Source organism: Streptomyces scopuliridis RB72 (assembly GCF_000718095.1).
GTDB lineage: Bacteria > Actinomycetota > Actinomycetes > Streptomycetales > Streptomycetaceae > Streptomyces > Streptomyces scopuliridis.
Window position 1 is genome coordinate 71,090 of sequence record NZ_JOEI01000040.1, and the last position, 16,055, is coordinate 87,144.

The 16,055-nt window shown below is 70.6% G+C and carries 14 protein-coding genes and 1 pseudogene; 9 read left to right on the forward strand and 6 right to left on the reverse strand.

Annotated features, from left to right (window positions below):
- Nucleotides 1-65 precede the first annotated feature (65 nt).
- Complete coding sequence (gene msrA, locus IF11_RS0134530) at nt 66-722, forward strand: peptide-methionine (S)-S-oxide reductase MsrA (protein WP_030355759.1); 657 nt, start codon at nt 66-68, stop codon at nt 720-722.
- A 42-nt stretch (nt 723-764) separates the two neighbouring features.
- Here msrA and IF11_RS0134535 read toward each other — a convergent pair whose 3' ends face one another.
- Nucleotides 765-1,130, reverse strand: coding sequence for a PH domain-containing protein (locus IF11_RS0134535; RefSeq protein ID WP_030355760.1), 366 nt, complete (start codon nt 1,128-1,130; stop codon nt 765-767).
- 284 nt (nt 1,131-1,414) lie between these two features.
- On the opposite strand from IF11_RS0134535, the gene IF11_RS0134540 reads away from it, so the two are divergent.
- From IF11_RS0134540 to iscB, 8 genes are all read left to right on the forward strand, one after another.
- Nucleotides 1,415-2,239 (forward strand): hypothetical protein, encoded by an 825-nt coding sequence (locus IF11_RS0134540; protein ID WP_030355761.1) that lies wholly within the window; start codon nt 1,415-1,417, stop codon nt 2,237-2,239.
- A 130-nt stretch (nt 2,240-2,369) separates the two neighbouring features.
- A complete protein-coding gene (locus IF11_RS0134545; protein WP_030355762.1) occupies nt 2,370-2,942 on the forward strand; it encodes an RNA polymerase sigma factor in 573 nt (190 codons plus the stop codon).
- Entirely contained in the window at nt 2,939-3,805 is an 867-nt protein-coding gene (locus IF11_RS0134550) for a zf-HC2 domain-containing protein (RefSeq protein WP_030355763.1), read from the forward strand. The genes IF11_RS0134545 and IF11_RS0134550 overlap by 4 nt, the downstream gene beginning before the upstream one ends.
- Nucleotides 3,806-3,910: 105 nt before the next feature.
- The gene (locus tag IF11_RS0134555; RefSeq protein ID WP_030355764.1) at nt 3,911-4,723 is read left to right on the forward strand and encodes an ABC transporter ATP-binding protein; all 813 of its coding nucleotides are present in this window, start codon (nt 3,911-3,913) and stop codon (nt 4,721-4,723) included.
- Nucleotides 4,720-6,150 carry a hypothetical protein gene (locus IF11_RS0134560; protein WP_063759286.1) on the forward strand — a complete coding sequence of 477 codons (1,431 nt, stop codon included), beginning with the start codon at nt 4,720-4,722 and terminating at the stop codon, nt 6,148-6,150. Before IF11_RS0134555 ends, IF11_RS0134560 begins: the two co-directional genes overlap by 4 nt.
- Nucleotides 6,147-6,770: a hypothetical protein gene (locus IF11_RS0134565; protein WP_051746458.1), complete on the forward strand. Its 624-nt coding sequence runs from the start codon at nt 6,147-6,149 to the stop codon at nt 6,768-6,770. Before IF11_RS0134560 ends, IF11_RS0134565 begins: the two co-directional genes overlap by 4 nt.
- A gap of 192 nt (nt 6,771-6,962) precedes the next feature.
- Nucleotides 6,963-8,390, forward strand: coding sequence for a ParB/Srx family N-terminal domain-containing protein (locus tag IF11_RS0134570; RefSeq protein ID WP_078491069.1), 1,428 nt, complete (start codon nt 6,963-6,965; stop codon nt 8,388-8,390).
- A 417-nt stretch (nt 8,391-8,807) separates the two neighbouring features.
- Nucleotides 8,808-10,190 carry an RNA-guided endonuclease IscB gene (gene iscB, locus IF11_RS0134575; protein ID WP_240627914.1) on the forward strand — a complete coding sequence of 461 codons (1,383 nt, stop codon included), beginning with the start codon at nt 8,808-8,810 and terminating at the stop codon, nt 10,188-10,190.
- Nucleotides 10,191-10,559: 369 nt separating this feature from the next.
- Here the strand turns inward: iscB and IF11_RS0134580 are convergent.
- From IF11_RS0134580 to IF11_RS0134600, 5 genes and pseudogenes are all read right to left on the reverse strand, one after another.
- Nucleotides 10,560-11,018, reverse strand: a pseudogene (locus tag IF11_RS0134580) (UDP-N-acetylglucosamine--N-acetylmuramyl-(pentapeptide) pyrophosphoryl-undecaprenol N-acetylglucosamine transferase); the annotation flags it as partial.
- 222 nt (nt 11,019-11,240) lie between these two features.
- Nucleotides 11,241-12,230 (reverse strand): GNAT family N-acetyltransferase, encoded by a 990-nt coding sequence (locus tag IF11_RS37285; RefSeq protein WP_051746459.1) that lies wholly within the window; start codon nt 12,228-12,230, stop codon nt 11,241-11,243.
- A gap of 113 nt (nt 12,231-12,343) precedes the next feature.
- Complete coding sequence (locus IF11_RS0134590) at nt 12,344-13,027, reverse strand: ABC transporter ATP-binding protein (RefSeq protein WP_030355771.1); 684 nt, start codon at nt 13,025-13,027, stop codon at nt 12,344-12,346.
- Nucleotides 13,028-13,073: 46 nt separating this feature from the next.
- Nucleotides 13,074-14,522, reverse strand: a complete 1,449-nt coding sequence (locus tag IF11_RS0134595; protein WP_030355772.1) for an ABC transporter permease — start codon at nt 14,520-14,522, stop codon at nt 13,074-13,076.
- Nucleotides 14,523-14,684: 162 nt separating this feature from the next.
- Entirely contained in the window at nt 14,685-15,944 is a 1,260-nt protein-coding gene (locus tag IF11_RS0134600; RefSeq protein ID WP_030355773.1) for a L,D-transpeptidase, read from the reverse strand.
- Between the last annotated feature and the right edge of the window lie 111 nt (nt 15,945-16,055).

Genomic DNA, 16,055 nt, shown 5'->3' on the forward strand with positions numbered 1-16,055 from the left:
GCCCTCGGAATGTCCGGGCCCTCTCATACGTTCCTCTGAGCAGGACCCCACACCTGAGGAGAGCCATGTTCCTGCGACGCACCCCCGAGCTCCCCACTCCCGAGCAGGCCCTGCGCGGCCGCCCGGAGCCGGCGTTCGCGGTCCCCTCCCGCCACACGGTCCTCGGCCACCCCCTGCTGGGCCCGTACCCGGAGGGTCTGGAGACCGCCGACTTCGGCCTGGGCTGTTTCTGGGGCGCGGAGCGTACGTTCTGGCAGAAGGAAGGCGTCTGGACCACGCTGGTCGGCTACCAGGGCGGCTCCACGCCGAACCCCACCTACGAAGAGGTCTGCTCGGGCCTGACGGGCCACACGGAGGCGGTGCGTGTCGTCTACGACCCCAAGGTCGTCTCGTACGCCGACCTGCTGAAGCTCTTCTGGGAGTCCCACAACCCGACCCAGGGCTTCCGCCAGGGCAATGACGTCGGCACGCAGTACCGCTCGGCGATCTACCCGCACACACCGGCCCAGTCCGAGGCCGCGGAATCCTCCCGCGCGGCCTACCAGAAGGTCCTGACGGGCAACGGCTACGGCGCGATCACCACGGAGATCCTCCCGGCGGAAGGCCGCACCTTCTACCCGGCGGAGGCCGACCACCAGCAGTACCTCGACAAGAACCCGGCAGGCTACTGCGGCCTCGGCGGCACGGGCGTCTCCTGCCCGATCGGCGTGGCCTCCGCCTGACCCGCCCGCCCCGTAGCCGGTGGCCCGGTCCGCCCGGTCGGGCTACCGGGCCACGAACTGGGTCAGGATGGCCTGGACCTCGTAGATGTCGACGCCCTTCGTGAACGTCTTCTGGATCGGCGCGGGGTTGCTGGAGATCCAGATCTTCAGCTCGGCGTCGAGGTCGAACGTGCCGGCCGTCTCCACCGCGAAGTGCGTGATGCTCTTGTAGGGGATGGAGTGGTACTCCACCTTCTTGCCGGTGATCCCCTGCTTGTCGACGAGGATGAGCCGGCGGTCGGTGAAGAGCATGGTGTCGCGGATCAACGTGTACGCGGCACGCACCTGTTCGCCCTGGCCCAGGAGGCGCGCGTAGTCCTGCTGGGCCGCCGTCGGGTCGACCGTGTGCGCGTTGCCGAACAGTGCCATGGCTGGCCCCCCATGTATGAAAATTGCCCGATCTTCGGACTATACCGGCTACAGACCGTTGCCCCGGCTCCGACGGACCTTCCCCGCCTTCCGTGTACCCCGCAATACAGTCTCCTGTCATGGACTGGATCGAACGGGTGGGAAACCTGCGTCAGTGGACGCAGAACGGAGAACGCGCCCCGCACAAGCCCGGAACGGCCGCCCGTGACCGGCGCGGGGGCGCGCCAACCGGCGCAGAAACAGGCCCACTTCACGCCCCCCATCCCGGCGGATAGCTTGAGCCCATGTGCGTCTCGATGGACCAGGCGGAGTTCTCAGGCACCACCCTGTACGCCGGGCGGCTGCATCACGCGGCGCACGGGCTGATCCATGTCCTCGGGTATCAGAACACCGCGGCCAATCTCGCCGTCGGGCCCAACGCCATGCTGCTGCATCTGCCCGCGCGGCAGATGTCCCGGGAGAACTTCATCTCGGCGGGGCGCGGTCCGGATGTGCTCAGCCGGATGGTCGATGCCGTACGGCCGGTTCCCGCCGCGGAGCGGGGTGGGATGGCGTGGATGGGGTGGGACTCGGGGCAGCGGGTCGAGGTGTTCGATCACGACATCTATACCGTGCTGCTCGCCACCGATCCGACGCTCCTCGAATCCGCCCTGATACAGGTGCCGTTACGCAGACGGCCGCGTCTGAACCCGCTCCTGCTGGAGTTCTACGCCGCCCACTACCCCGGCCATTCCATCGCCGTGTGCTGCTTCGACAACGCCGAGGCGGAGCGGGCGAAGCCGCTGCTGATGTGGTACCGGCCGACGGCCCCCGACCGGCTGACGCTGCCTGCGCTGGACTGTCATACCGGCGAGCCGCCCGACCTCGACGCCGATGTGCCCGTGGACCATTGGGTGCTGCTCGGCACCGACGAGGCGCCGGAGGACTGGGGGGAGACCGTGGACTATCCGCCCGGGTTGCGCCACCAGCTGCGGCAGTATCTGCCGGACACCGTCATGGGGTCCTATTTCGGCGGCTGTTCCCTCCCCAACGGCGACTTCGCCATCACCCACGACGATCTGCTCGCCGGGGACCTGGACCGCATACACCGGCTCCGGCCCCGTTCCTGAGCCCCCGGGGGATATCGCTCGCAGCGCCCCGAGGTGATGCTGCCGACGGCCGTACGGCACCCTCCCCAGGGATGTGACACAGGGCACACCGGATGGAAAACCTGACGGTGACCCCGTACGTCTAGCCGGTGTGAGATCCAGCGGGAAGACACCAGCGGAGCTTGACGAGGAGGGACTCGTCAAGCTCGTCGCCAAGGGCGACCGCGCCGCGTTCGAGGAGCTCTACCGGCGTACGGCGCCGTGGCTGGCGGTGCGGTTGCGCCGGCGGTGCGCCGATGAGCAGATCGTCGCCGAGGTCATGCAGGAGACGTATCTGGCTGTTTGGCGCGCCGCGAGCGCGTTCGCGGGGGCCGCGGTCGGCGGAACCGCCGTCGGGTGGCTGTGGACGATCGCGGCGCGCCGGCTCGTCGACGCCTTCCGCCGGCGCGCGCACCAGGCCCGGCTGCCCGCCGCCGTGAGCGCCGACGCCACCACGCCGGCCGTCGCGCCCGCCGCCGAGGACGAGGCGCTGGCGGCGGCGGTCGGCGGGGAGGTCGGCGACGCGCTGCGGCGGCTCGCGCCCGAACTGCGCGACGTACTGCGGGCCATGGTGCTCGACGGGATGTCCGTACGGGAGACCTCCGTACTGCTCGGGGTGCCGGAAGGAACCGTCAAGACCCGCGCCCGGCGGGCACGGAGAGCGATGCGGGAGGCACTGTCATGAGCACGGAGGACCACGTGGAACACCCGTCGGAGCGGCTCATCGGCCGGTACGCGCGAGGTGATACGGAAGATACGGAAGCCGCACTCGAAGGCGGCGTAAACGGCACCGGCATCGCGCACGACGAAGTGTGGGCGCTCGAAGCCCATCTGGAGTCCTGCGCGCGATGCCGCGCACGCCTCGCCGTGGCCACCCGCCACACCACCCCGGCCGTGACCGCGCTCGTCGACGGCGTCTGGGACGGGCTGGCACCACAGCTCCCGGCGATCGCGCCGATGCCACGGCGCCACCGATGGGCGCTGCCGCTCTCGGCCTGGGCCTCACCGGTGATGGTGCCGTGGCTGTGCATGACCGTCCTCGTCACCCTGATCGCCGTGATCCTCGACAGCCTGAGCGGCCAGGGCATCTCCTTCGTGCTGCTGCTGGCCCCCGTACTGCCCGTGTTCGGCGTCGCCGCCTCCTGGGCGCGCGGCTTCGATCCGGCGTACGAACTCGTCGCGGGCACCCCGCGCGCCGGGCTCCAACTGGTGCTCCGGCGCACGACATCCGTACTCGTCGTGGTGATCTCCGCGCTGCTGGTGGCCGGTTGGGTGACCGGCGCCGCCGTCGCGCAGTGGCTGCTGCCCTGTCTGGCGTTCACCACCGGCGCGCTCGCGCTCGGCGGGCTGATCGGGGTGACAAGGGCCGCGATCGGGCTGGTGGCGGCCTGGGCCGCGGTGATCGTGGCGCCGACGGTGGCCGTGAGCCGTACGCCCGTCGCCCTCCAGGCGGAAGCCCTGCCCGTGTGGGGCGCCGTCTTCGCGCTCGGGGTGATGGTCGTGATCGCCCGCAGGGGCGCGTACACCCTCCTCGGCATCCACCGCTGAAACGGCTGAAACGGCTGAGACAGCTGTGACCGCTGAGACCGTCGCACATACACGCACACCCACACACACCCGAAAGGGCCTTTCCATGACCGACGTGGTGACGACATGACGCGCGGTGTGACCGCCGCCGAAGTGGCGCCGAAGACCTACGCCTGGGAGATCCGGGCCGAAGGGCTGCGGGTAAGGGCCGGCGGCCGCAAGCTGGCCGTCAACGGCCTCGATCTGAACCTCGGTACCGGAGTCCACGGTCTGCTCGGGCCCAACGGCGCCGGCAAGACCACCCTCATCCGCGCGCTCGCCACCGTCCTCCGGCCCGCCGGGGGCACCCTCGAACTGCTGGGCACCCCCGCCGACGCGCAGACCGGCGGCCGGCGCGAGCTGCGCCGCCGAATCGGTTATCTGCCGCAGGAGTTCGGGTACTACCGGCGCTTCACCGTCCGCGAGTTCGTCGAGTACATGGCGTGGCTGAAGGAGATGCCCCGCGAGGAGATCCCCGGAGCCGTCCAGCGCGCCGTCGAGCGCGTGGGCCTCGCGGACCGCGCCGACGACCGGATGAAGACCCTCTCCGGCGGCATGGTGCGGCGCGCGGGGATCGCGCAGGCGATCGTCAACGATCCGCGCATCCTGCTGCTCGACGAGCCGACGGCCGGGCTCGACCCGGCGCAGCGGCTGCGCTTCCGCGAGCTGCTGCACCAACTCGGCACGGACAGCTGTGTGGTCGTCTCCACGCATCTGGTCGAGGACGTCGCGGCGGCCTGTACGGACGTGGTGCTCATCGCGGACGGCGCGCTGGTGTTCCGGGGCACCCCGGACCAGCTCGCCGCCGCGGGCGGCGCCGCGCACCCGGGCGACAGCCCCATCGAGCGTGGTTACGCGGCGCTGCTCATGCGCTCCGAGCCGGGAAGGGGTACGTGGTGAGCCCGGAAGCCCCCGTACAACAGGTACGCGCACCTCGCAGAGGCCGGATCCTGCGGATCGAACTCCGGCGCTCGGCCGCCCCGTTGGCGGGCGTCCTGCTCCTGATCGTCGCGCTCGGCTTCCTCCAGCTGGTCGGCGGACCGTGGTGGCAGGGCGCCGAGAGCTGGACGCGGCAGTGGACCTCCACCGCCTGGTGGGAACGGTTCGCGATGGTGTTCATGTGGCCCCTGGCGGTGACCGCCGGGGCCGTGAACGGGATACGCGACCGGCGCTCCGGTACGTCCGAACTCCTCGCGACGACACCGCGCCCCGGATGGCACCGCGCCGTCACGGCCGCCGGCGCGTTCGCGCTCACGCTGACCGCCGCCTACGCGCTGGTGTTCCTCTACGGCGGGGTACGGGTGCTCGCCAACGACGGTTACGCCGATCTCGGCTGGCTGCCGATCCTGGCGGTCGGGGCGCTGGCGCTGGTCGCGGGCGCGCTGCTGGGCATGGGGGTCGGCAGGACCGTACCGTCCGCGCTGACTCCGCCGGTGCTCGCGATGGTGTCCCTGACGGCGGTGACGGCCGTGCATGTGACGGTCACCCCCGACATGGTGCCGAACCGGATCGTGCTGCTCTCTCCCGCGCTCTCCCAGGTGTACAGCGCGTTCCTGACCGTCACGTGGCGCGTCCACGCCGGACAGACCGTCTGGCTGCTCGGGCTGGCGGCCACCGGGTTCCTCCTGCTCGTGGCCCGGAGGCCGCGCGCCCGGCTGCTCGCGCTGCTGCCCGTGGCGCTGGGCGCGGCCGTCGCGGTGCCGCTCCTGCCGACCGATTCCGCGCGTAACTACGCGCTCGACAAGGCGGCGACGGCGCTGGTGTGCGACGGCCGCGTCTGCGTGACGAAGCTGCACGAACCCCGGCTGGCCGCGCTCAAAGGACCCGGCGAGGAGGCCCTGCGGCTGCTGGGACGGCTGCCCGACCCGCCGTCGGCGGTACGCGAGAGTGTCGATCCGTGGCCCAGGGACACGGAGGTGTCCCGGCCCTCCGGAGTCGTACCCGTCGACTTCGAGGCCCAGGCTCTCGACGGCGCGACGAAGGACGAGTACACCCGCGCCCTGCTGGCGGGCGCCGGGACGGCGCCGTGTCTCGTCGCGGACATGAGCGACCCGACCGAGGAGCAACGGCGGGCGTACGACGAGACCAAGGTCGTACGCGAACTGGCCGCGCGGACGGTGGCCGCCGCCTGGTTCACCGGTGAACTGGAACCCCTGCGCGGCACCGCCTGGCTGCGCGCCGACGCCGACAAACTGGCCGGGCCTGCCTGGAACGCGCTGCGCGCCCTGCCGCCGGACGTACAGCGCGAGCGGATCACAGCCCTGCGGACGGCCGCGCTCTCCTGCGACGGAGACCTGCTGAACGTACTGAAGGACGGCCCTCGGTGAGACGACGGCAGCCGGAACGACGGGCGGCGGCCCCCACCCGCCGGCCGTCCACCCGCTGGCTCACGCTGTACGCGCGCTCCCGCCAGGTCCCCGCGTCGCTCGCCGCCGCGCTGATCGCCACCGTCGCCGCCTGGTCGCTCACCCGGGGCACCGAGTCCGGTGATCCGAGGACCCAGGTCCTGCTGCTGACCTCCGTCGTGGCGGCGGCCGCGGTCGGCCTGAGCGGGCAGGACCGCGCGCTCGACCGTACGGCGGCGATCCGCTGGGCACCCCGGCGCGCGGCACATGTGCTGTTCATCGGGGTGCTCGCCGGGGCGGTGCTGCTCGCCCTTCCGGCCGCTGGTGACGAGCCGTTGGCGGCCGGGACGCTCGTACGGAACAGCGCCGGGGCGGCGGGGCTCGCCGCGATCGGGGCGGCGCTGTGGGGCGGGCAGTACGCCTGGACGCTGCCCTTCGGCTGGTGCGCGGTGGCGCTGTTCGTACCGCCCACGGACGGGGTGACGGCCCAGGTCGCGACATGGCTGCTCCAGCCGTCCGGTACGACCGTCGCCGGCTGGACGGCGGTCGCTCTCGCGTCGGGCGGCGGGCTGCTCTACGCGCTGGCCGGCCCACGGCGCTGAACCGGCCCCGTACCGACAGCGGCGCCGCACCGACCGGACAACTCCCCACCTTGAAGGCACCGTTCACCCGGCCGCCACCCTCCAGATGACCGAAAGCCACCGGCCGGTGCCCGCAGAGGTGAATGGATATGCGCGACCCACCACGCCTCCCGTTGGGGGCGCGGTCCCGCGACCACACCAACTGGAGACCGTATGACCGGCTCAGCCCGTACGCAGCACCGGCCTGACAGCCATCGCCCCGCACGGGCCGCCAGGCGCCCCGGCGGCGCGGCGCGCGGTCTGGCCGCCGGACTGGCCGCGGGCGCGCTCGCGTTGGGCGGTGTCGTCGCGAGCGGCTCCCCCGCCGGCGCGGCCCCGACGGGTACGACCGGCACAGCCGGAGCCAAGGGCGCCGCGCTCCAGGCCGAGGCCGGTGACCTCCTCGATGTCACGCTGGATCAACTGCGCCCCACCCAGCCCTCCGTGGGCTTCGACCAGATCTACTACAAGCTCGGCCGCTACAGCAGCCCCAAGGACGAGCAGAACGGCGACTTCAACAAGCGGTTCGACGACTGGTGCGAGACCAACGGCCAGGAGGAAGCCGCCACGGTGTCGCCGGGCGCCAAGCTCACCGACCCCTCCAGCTTCACCTGCACCGTCCCGGTCGGCCAGGAGACGGACGAGACGCGCGCCGCGATGAAGACGGTCGTCATCGGCCCCGGCGGCGAGCTGTATCTCACCGACGGACACCACACCCTGACGTCCTTCCTGGAGACGCCCGACGGCGGCCCCACGACGCATATCCGGCTGCGCGTCACCGGCAATCTGAGCGGTCTGTCGCCCGCCGCCTTCTGGCAGGCCATGCAGGAGAAGAAGTGGGTCTGGCTGCGCGACGAGAACAACAACCCCATCACCACGGACCAGCTTCCCCAGCGCCTCGGCCTGGCCCGCTTCCATGACGACCGCTACCGCAGCCTCGTCTACTTCACGCGCGACATCGGCTACCAGGCTCCCGCGGACGCGGCGGAGTACCTGGAGTTCCTGTGGGGCACCTGGCTGCGCGAGCGCGTGAACCTCGACGCGTACGACCTCGACTCCCCCGCCTCCTACCTGACCGCGATCCGCGCCGCCTCCGAGGCCATGTCGGGCACGGCAGGTGACACCGTCATCGCCGACGGCCGCACCGCCGACGAGCTGGGCCGGATGCCGGAGTGGAACGCCGGGAAGAAGCCGACCGGCGGTGAGTTCGGCAAGCTGAGCGCCCCGATCTCCGACCAGAAGCCCGGCAAGCTCGCGTACGCCCTGGACTTCCGCAGCCGGATCCTGGCCGCGCCCGCCTGCACGAAGACGCTGACCGGCAAGCACACCGGCCCGCTGGTCGTCTCCTCGGGCGTCCTCTGCCTGAACGGCACGCGGCAGACCGGCCCCGTCGTGGTCGCCGCGGGCGCGAGCCTGGTGGCGAAGGGCGCGGACATCACCGGGCCCGTCCAGGCGGTCGGCGCCCACACGGTGCAGCTCTGCGGCACCTCGCTGACCGGTCCCCTCTCCGTGGTCAACACCAAGCAGCGGCTGACCCTGTCGGGCGCCGGCTGCACCCCGAACACCCTCAACGGACCGGTCCATCTGGTCGGCAATCCATAGGTTCCTGGGGCCTCCGCCCCTGGGCGCGACTACGCTCGATGCCATGTCCGCGCACTACTTCTTCCTGTCACACGCTCCCTGGCCCTGAACGCTGGGGCCTACCAGCCGTTGGCGTGTAGGCCCGTGTGTGACCAGCCCAAGTCATCACGATCCGCAGATCGGAAGGAGGTGCATTCGATGACTACGTTCGATGCAGGACAGAAGACCCACTCCGGGGTGCTTCCTCAGCCCCGGACCCTGGAACCGGCGTCAGCAGACACTCCTGGGAGCAGGAACGAAACGGGGCGCCGGGGTACGGGCGACCGCACACCCGGTATCGGACATGGGCGAGGGGAGATTCCGCGGACCGGCACCCGGTCCGCGGGGCGTCACCCCGGCACTGATGTGCCGGGCGAGGGCCGTGAGGCCCATTCCGTCGTGTTCGTCCTCGACAAGCACGGCACACCCTTGCAGCCCACGTCTCCGGCGCGGGCTCGCAAGCTCCTCAAGCGAGGCCGGGCAGTGGTTGCCCGGCACACCCCGTTCGTCATCCGCCTCAAAGACCGCACGGCTACCGGATCATCGGTGGACGGTGTGGAGTTGGGGATCGACCCCGGCAGCAAGCGCACAGGCATCGCCGTCTTCACCACGAACGGGGGCGGGGAACGTCGCGGCCTGTTCGCGGTCGAACTCGCCCACCGGGGAGGGCAGATCCGCGACAGGCTCACCGTCCGTGCCGCTTACCGCCGAGGCCGTCGCTCGCGGAACCTGCGCTACCGCGCGCCCCGCTTCAACAACCGCTCCAGACTGCGGGGCTGGCTCGCCCCGTCGCTTCGCCACCGCGTAGAGACCACCATGTCGTGGACGAACCGGCTGGCCCGTTGGGCGCCTGTCACTGCCGTACATGTGGAGCGGGTCGCCTTCGACACCCATCTCATGACAGCCGGTAAACCGCTGGAGGGGGTCGAGTACCAGCACGGCACCCTGCACGGAACGGAGGTCCGCGAATACCTCCTGGCCAAGTGGGGCCGTGTCTGTGCCTACTGCGGGGCGTCGGGCGTGCCGCTGAACATCGACCACATCCACCCCAGCTCACGCGGCGGCTCCGACCGCATCAGCAACCTCACCATCGCCTGCGCCCGCTGCAACCAGACCAAGAACAACAGCCCCGTCGAAGACTTCCTCATAAACAAGCCGAAGCTGCTCGCGAAGATCCTCACGCAGGCCAAGGCCCCGCTGCGGGACGCAGCCGCCGTCAACGCCACCCGATGGGCCCTGTGGCGCGCGCTGGACGCCGCCTTCCCCCACGCCGTGCGTACCGCGTCGGGCGGACGCACCAAGTGGAACCGGCAACGCACAGGGCTCCCTAAAACCCACACCCTCGACGCCCTGTGCGTCGGCGCCTTGAACACCGTCACCCAGCACCCGCACACCGTGCTGACGGCCCTGGCCGGTGGACGTGGCCGCTACCGGCGCACGGACCCCGACCGGTACGGCTTCCCCCGCAAAACCAATCCCCGCACCAAAACCGTTCACGGCTTCCAGACCGGCGACTACGCCCGCGCCATCGTCCTCGCCGGCAAACACGCGGGCACCCACACGGGCCGCATCGCGGTGCGCTCCACCGGCCGATTCAATATCCGCACAGCTCACGGACTTGTTCAAGGCATCCACTACCGGCACATTCGCCTTCTCCAGCGAGCCGACGGCTACGCCTACACCATCCAGGATGAAGGCCCGCCTTCGCCTTCTCACCCAGCCGCGAACCCGTCTCTGCTGCGGCAGGAACTACGGGCGGGGCGCGTGGTTCCGGAGGGGTAACGTCCCGGGCGACGTGGCTACCGTCGGCCTCGCCGTGCCATCGGTTACGCTGAGCGACATATGGATCGGCTCTGCTGGACCTGGCACGGCGACGTTCACTCTCCCACCTCGTACTCGTCGCGGCCGTAATCCTGAACACCGGCTGGATGATCAACAAGACTGATGACGATCCGGTGGTCTCCGCCACCGTGCCGTCGTGGGCGCACACCGACGGTGTCGTCTCGGCCTTGGACCGGCTCGGCGCCGCCCGTACCTCGTGGAGGCCGTCCCCGGCCGCAATCACCGCGAGACCGCTGTCCTCGCCCCGCGCATCACCATGGCGCGCCGCTGGAAACGGCAGCTCGACGTCGCGCGCGGACGGCTCTTCTACTTCCGGTTGGCCAGGCCCAGGCGCACGGTCTGCTCGTGGAGGACCGGCGAGCGGCGGCACATGCGGGCGGCCAGCCCCGCGGGAACAGCGACGTATCCGCCGGTGGCGAGAACGACGTCCGGCCGGAATTCGGCAACGATCTTCCGAGCCTGCGCCACACCGAGCGGCACCCGGGCCATGTCCCGCACATTGGCCGGACTTACCATTTTGAGGGGGTTGCTGGACCGGCGGATCTTGCCCGTGCTGACCGTGGTGAACGGAATGCCCTCGGCCGGGGCGACGCGGGCCTCCAAGCCGTCCGCCGTGCCGATCCAAAGCACATCGAGCGTTCCGCCCTCGGCCGCCAACCTGCCCCGCAACGTTCGGATCGCGGTCAGGGCAGGGTACGTGTGACCGCCGGTTCCTCCACCCGTGACGATCAAGCGGAAGACGCGCGAGGGAAGGGAAGCACCGTTCATCCGGCGCACCCTACTGGCTGTTACAAGCCCAGGCGCACACGTCCGGTGCGTTATCGCCATGCCCTGAGCCTAGGGCCCGGCCGCCTGGTCGGTGGCGGGAGGGGGTCGGGGTCGGAGGAGGTGCGTGTCCGGACGTAAAGCGTCGCAGCTCGCGCGAAGCGCGGTGACCACGCGACGGAGTCGCATATCGACCGCAGCGCAGTCCGGAGCCACCCGCACCCGTCAGAGCTTCGCCTGGAAAATCCCCGCCGGCCGCTCCCGCCGATACCCCAGCGACTCGTTCATCGCCAGCGTCGACTCGTTGTCGTCGGAGACGGTGGTACGGATCTCCCGCACGCCCGGATGCAGTTCACGCAGCCGCCCCAGCAAATGCCGTTTGACGGCGCGGCCCAGGCCCCGGCCCCGGTGCGTGGGGACGACCACCGTGTCGTACTGGAGCGCGCGGGTGTCCGACGGGGCGGTCAGGACGAGTTCGGTGTAGGCGACGACGGCGTCGTCCCGCTCGGTGTCCAGGACGGCCGAGGTGAGGACGACCCCGCCGCGCTGCTCGATCAGCCGGGCCGCGGTCCGTACCCGCTCCACGTCCCAGCTCGGGGTGCGTTCGTCCAGTTGTCTGCTCGGGCCCGACACGTCGCGTCTCGCGTCGTGGGCGCGGGCGAACGCCTCGGCCGTGCCGTCGGGCACGACGCCCGACCAGCCCGCGAAGCGCAGCCCCTCGGGCAGGGCGGGCTGCGGTATTTCCTCCAGCGCCTGGGCGACGCGCTGCACGTACCAGCCGAGCCGCAGCACGTTCGTGAAGCCGAGGCTGTCGACGAACGCCTCGCCCGCGCCGCCGAGTTCGAGGACGGTCGAGACCGAGGAGCGTCCCTGGGCGGCGAGTTCGGCGCGGATCGCCGTCCAGAGCGTCGCGCCGATGCCGCGCCGGCGGGCGTCGGGCCGTACCACCAGGGCGTCCAGGAAGGCCGTGTGCCGGTTGGTCTCGTCGGTGAACAGGAGCAGCGAGGCGACGCCCTCGTACGTGCCGTCCCGCCCCACCACCGCGAGATGAACGTTTCGCCCGCTCACCGGCGGGACCCGCAGCTTTCCCGCCGTCTCCGTCCGGCTCGGCTCCGGCGCGGAGGCCGGGAGATCGCGGACATGGGCCGCGCTGATCACCGCGTGCCAGGCGGCTGTCTCGGCGTCCGAGGGCGGGCTTCCCAGAGTGATCAGCATGGGTCGAACCTACGCGTACGAGGATGGTGACGCCCCCGGGTTACCGGAGACATCCGGGCGGAACCGGGCCGTACGTGGACGCCCGTACGGCCCGGCGAACGCCACTCGCGGACTCAGGCCGCGGCGTTCTCGGTGATCGTGACCCGTCCCTTGCGGATCGTGGCGAGCCGTGGAGCGCGGCGGGCGATCGAGCTGTCGTGAGTGACCATGATGAAGGTCAGGCCGTGCTCTTTCCAGAGGCCCTCCAGCAGTTCCATGATCTCGTCACGCATCGACTCGTCGAGATTTCCCGTGGGTTCATCGGCGAGCAGCACCTTCGGCCGCTTGACAAGGGCGCGGGCGATCGCGACGCGCTGCTGCTGGCCGCCGGAGAGTTCGCCGGGCACATGGCCGAGCCGTTCGCCGAGGCCGACGGAGCCGAGCGCCTCCGCCGCGCGTTCGCGCCGGGCCGCGCCCTTGAGGCCGAGCGGCACGAGCGCCGTCTCGACGTTCTCCTGCGCGGTCAGCGTGGGGATGAGGTTGAAGCTCTGGAAGACGAAGCCGATGCTCTCCGCCCGTACCTTGGTGAGCCTGGCCTCGGGGAGCTGGGCCAGGTCCACCCCGTCGAACTCGACGCTGCCCCGCGTCGGCCGGTCGAGGCCGCCGAGCATCTGGAGGAGCGTGGACTTTCCCCCGCCGGTCGGGCCCTGGATGACGAGCCGGCCGCCGTCCTCGATGGTCAGATCGACGCCGGCGAGCGCGTCGACGGTCTTCTTGCCGCGCGAGTAGCGCTTGGTGACGCCTCTGAGCTGGTACACGGTTCAACTCCTGCTGTGCGAAATCCTGTTGAAAGGGGGGACGGGACTACTCGACGCGGCGCAGGGCGTCCGCGGGCCGCAGCCGGGAGGCCCGCCAGCCGCCGAAGCCGCCGGCGATCAGACCGCCCGCGACGGCCAGCCCCACGGCGATGCCGATGGTGGAGACGGAGACGGGCGCGGTCAGGGCGATGTCGAGGGCCTTGGACGCGGTCTGCCGCGCGGGGCCGCCGCCCATGGGACCGCCGCCGGCGAGGCCGCCGCCCCCACCCGTGGAGCCGAGCTGCGCCGTGAGGGTCGGGCTGATGGCGGTGACGAGGTAGGCGCCGCCGAGACCGAGGGCGATGCCGAGCACCCCGCCGAGCAGTCCGTTGACGAGCGCCTCGCCGACCACCTGGCGGGTGACCCGGCCGCTCTTCCAGCCGAGCGCCTTGAGCGTGCCGAACTCCCGTACCCGGCGGCTGACGGCCGAGGAGGTGAGCAGCCCCGCCACCAGGAAGGCAGCGATCAGCACGGCGATGGAGAGCCACTTGCCGACCGTCGTGGCGAGGTCGGAGGCGGTGGAGAGGGAGCCGGACACGGTGCCGGCGAGATCGGCGGAGGTGGTGACCGTCGTGTCCGGGATGTTCTTCTGGATGGCGGACTTGACGCTGTCGATCTGCTGCGAGTCGGCGGCCTTGACGTAGACCGTGGTGACCTTGTCCTTGGAGTCGGCCAGGGTCTGGGCCTTCTTCAGCGGGATGTAGAGGTTGGCGGCGGAGTCCCCGCTGTCGGCGGTCGCGACGCCGACGATGGAGAACTTCGTACCGGAGATGGTGACGGTCTTGCCGACCGCGAGGCTCTTCTCCTTGGCGTACGCGCTGTCGACGACCGCGACCGCCGCGTCCGTCTCGGTGCTCTTGAACGTACGGCCCGTGGTGATCTTGGACGAGGTCAGCGGGCCCAGCGCGGGCGCGGCGACATCGGTGCCGAACACGGTGTAGGAGTTGACGTCGAACGCGGCGCCGCCGCCCCGGACTTCGCCGCCGCCGGCGCCGCCCGTACCGCCCTGGCCGGTCCTGCCACCGCCTTGCGGCGGGGTGATCTCGCCGGGCTTGAACTCCCCGTTGACCTTGAGCACGGTCAGGCTGAGCCCGCCGACGGCCTGCGCGACCCCGTCCTGGCCGCCGACTTGGGTGACGGTCGAGGAGGCCAGGGTCTGGAAGCCCTGCACCATCACGCGGTCGCTGCTCTGTTCGGCGCCGGTGTCGCCCTTGGCGTCGAACTCGAAGCGCCGGCGGTTGTCGCCCTCGCCGGGCGGGGCCGCGGCCTTGGTGACGGTCATGTCGGTGCCGAGGCCGTACAGCGACTGCAGGACCTTGTCCTGGGCCTGGCTCATGCCCGAGGAGACGGAGCTGACGACGATCACCAGCGCGATGCCCAGGGCGAGCCCCGAGGCGACGACGAGCGCCGCCTTTCTGCGACGGCGCAGCTCGCGCCTGAGGTAGGTGAAGAACATGGGCGTGAAGCTAGGTGCCCGGTGTGATGAGGAGTTAAGGGCCGGGTGAGAGCGGGATGAGAACGCGGACGGCGGCGGCACCTGGAGAAGGTGCCGCCGCCGTCCGCGTACGGACTCGGACCGGCCGGGCGAGTCGGTTCAGGGCCTGACGACCCGTCCGGATCAGGCGGCCGAACCGGCCTGCCAGTCGGACCAGTTCATGTTCCAGCCGTTGAGGCCGTTGTCCGGGGCGATGGTCTTGTCTGCGGAGTTCTTGACGACGACCACGTCACCGATGAGCGAGTTGTTGTAGAACCAGGCGGCCGGCTGGTTGGGGTCACCGGCGCCCTTCACGTCCTTCAGGCCCACACAGCCGTGGCTCGTGTTGACGTTGCCGAACGCGTTGCCGCCCCAGTAGCTGCCGTGGATGAAGGTCCCGGACGTGGACAGCCGCATGGCGTGCGGGACGTCCTTGATGTCGTACTCGCCCTTGCCGTCGTCGTCCGTGAAGCCGACCGTGGCGCCGTTCATCCGGGTCTCCTTGAACTTCTCGGAGATCACCATCTGGCCGTTGTAGGTCGTGTTCTCGGGCGAGCCGGCCGAGATCGGGATGGTCTTGAGCGTCTGGCCGTCCCGTACGACGGTCATCGTCTTGCTTTTGACGTCGACGGTGCTGACCTGGCTGCGGCCGATCTGGAAGGTGACCGTCTTCTGCTGGACGCCGAAGACGCCGTTGGCACCCTCGATCCCGTCCAGGTTCAGCTTGAGGGTGACCGTGGAGCCGCCCGTCCAGTACTGCTCGGGGCGGAAGTCGAGGCGCTGCTGGTTGAACCAGTGGCCGACGACCTGCTGGCCGCTGCTCGACGTGACGGTGATGCCGTCCTGGACGGCCTTCTTGTCGGTGATCGCCTTGTCGAAGTTGATCGAGACCGGCATACCGACGCCGACGGTGGAGCCGTCCTCGGGGGTGAAGTTCCCGATGAAGCTGTTGCTGGGCGAGACAGTGGTGAAGGAGGAGTTCTCATGGGCCTCGCGGCCCTTGGCGTCCTTCGCCGTCGCGGTGATCTTGTACGAGGTGGAGCGCTCCAGCTGGGCGTCCGGCTTCCAGCTCTTGGCATCGGCGGCCAGGGTGCCCTTGACGGCGGTGCCGTCCGCGGTGGTCATCGTCACGCTGGTGAGGGTGCCCTTGGTGACGGTGACCTTGGCGTCGTTGTTGATGCCCACATTCGTCGCGCCGTTCTTGGGCGCGATGGTTATCTGGGCCTGCGAGGTCTCCTTGGCGGCCACCTCGTCCGCCTTGGCCTGTGCCGACGCCGAGCTCTCCGAAGGGGCCTTGTCCGCCCCCTGGCTGCACGCCGCGAGCACCAGTACGCCGCCGAGCACCGCGGACGCGGCCACGAGGCCCTTGCGCCGCTTGCTGTCCCTCATCACACGCTTCTCCATCATCGCCGCTAACCCTGCCGATAACACTTAAGAACACCTGTACCGGTTCGTCCGGTTCCACATCCGCCGGAGATGTGGTGAACACCACTCGCCCCGGGGAAATGCGTGAGC

Excerpts from the sequence above, each read along its gene's own strand:
- IF11_RS0134540 (WP_030355761.1), top strand. The coding sequence starts at position 1,415 with ATGTGCGTCTCGATGGACCAGGCGGAGTTCTCAGGCACCACCCTGTAC.
- msrA (WP_030355759.1), top strand. The coding sequence starts at position 66 with ATGTTCCTGCGACGCACCCCCGAGCTCCCCACTCCCGAGCAGGCCCTG.
- IF11_RS0134600 (WP_030355773.1), bottom strand. The coding sequence starts at position 15,944 with ATGGAGAAGCGTGTGATGAGGGACAGCAAGCGGCGCAAGGGCCTCGTG.
- IF11_RS0134535 (WP_030355760.1), bottom strand. The coding sequence starts at position 1,130 with ATGGCACTGTTCGGCAACGCGCACACGGTCGACCCGACGGCGGCCCAG.
- IF11_RS37285 (WP_051746459.1), bottom strand. The coding sequence starts at position 12,230 with ATGCTGATCACTCTGGGAAGCCCGCCCTCGGACGCCGAGACAGCCGCC.
- IF11_RS0134550 (WP_030355763.1), top strand. The coding sequence starts at position 2,939 with ATGAGCACGGAGGACCACGTGGAACACCCGTCGGAGCGGCTCATCGGC.
- IF11_RS0134570 (WP_078491069.1), top strand. The coding sequence starts at position 6,963 with ATGACCGGCTCAGCCCGTACGCAGCACCGGCCTGACAGCCATCGCCCC.
- IF11_RS0134555 (WP_030355764.1), top strand. The coding sequence starts at position 3,911 with ATGACGCGCGGTGTGACCGCCGCCGAAGTGGCGCCGAAGACCTACGCC.
- IF11_RS0134595 (WP_030355772.1), bottom strand. The coding sequence starts at position 14,522 with ATGTTCTTCACCTACCTCAGGCGCGAGCTGCGCCGTCGCAGAAAGGCG.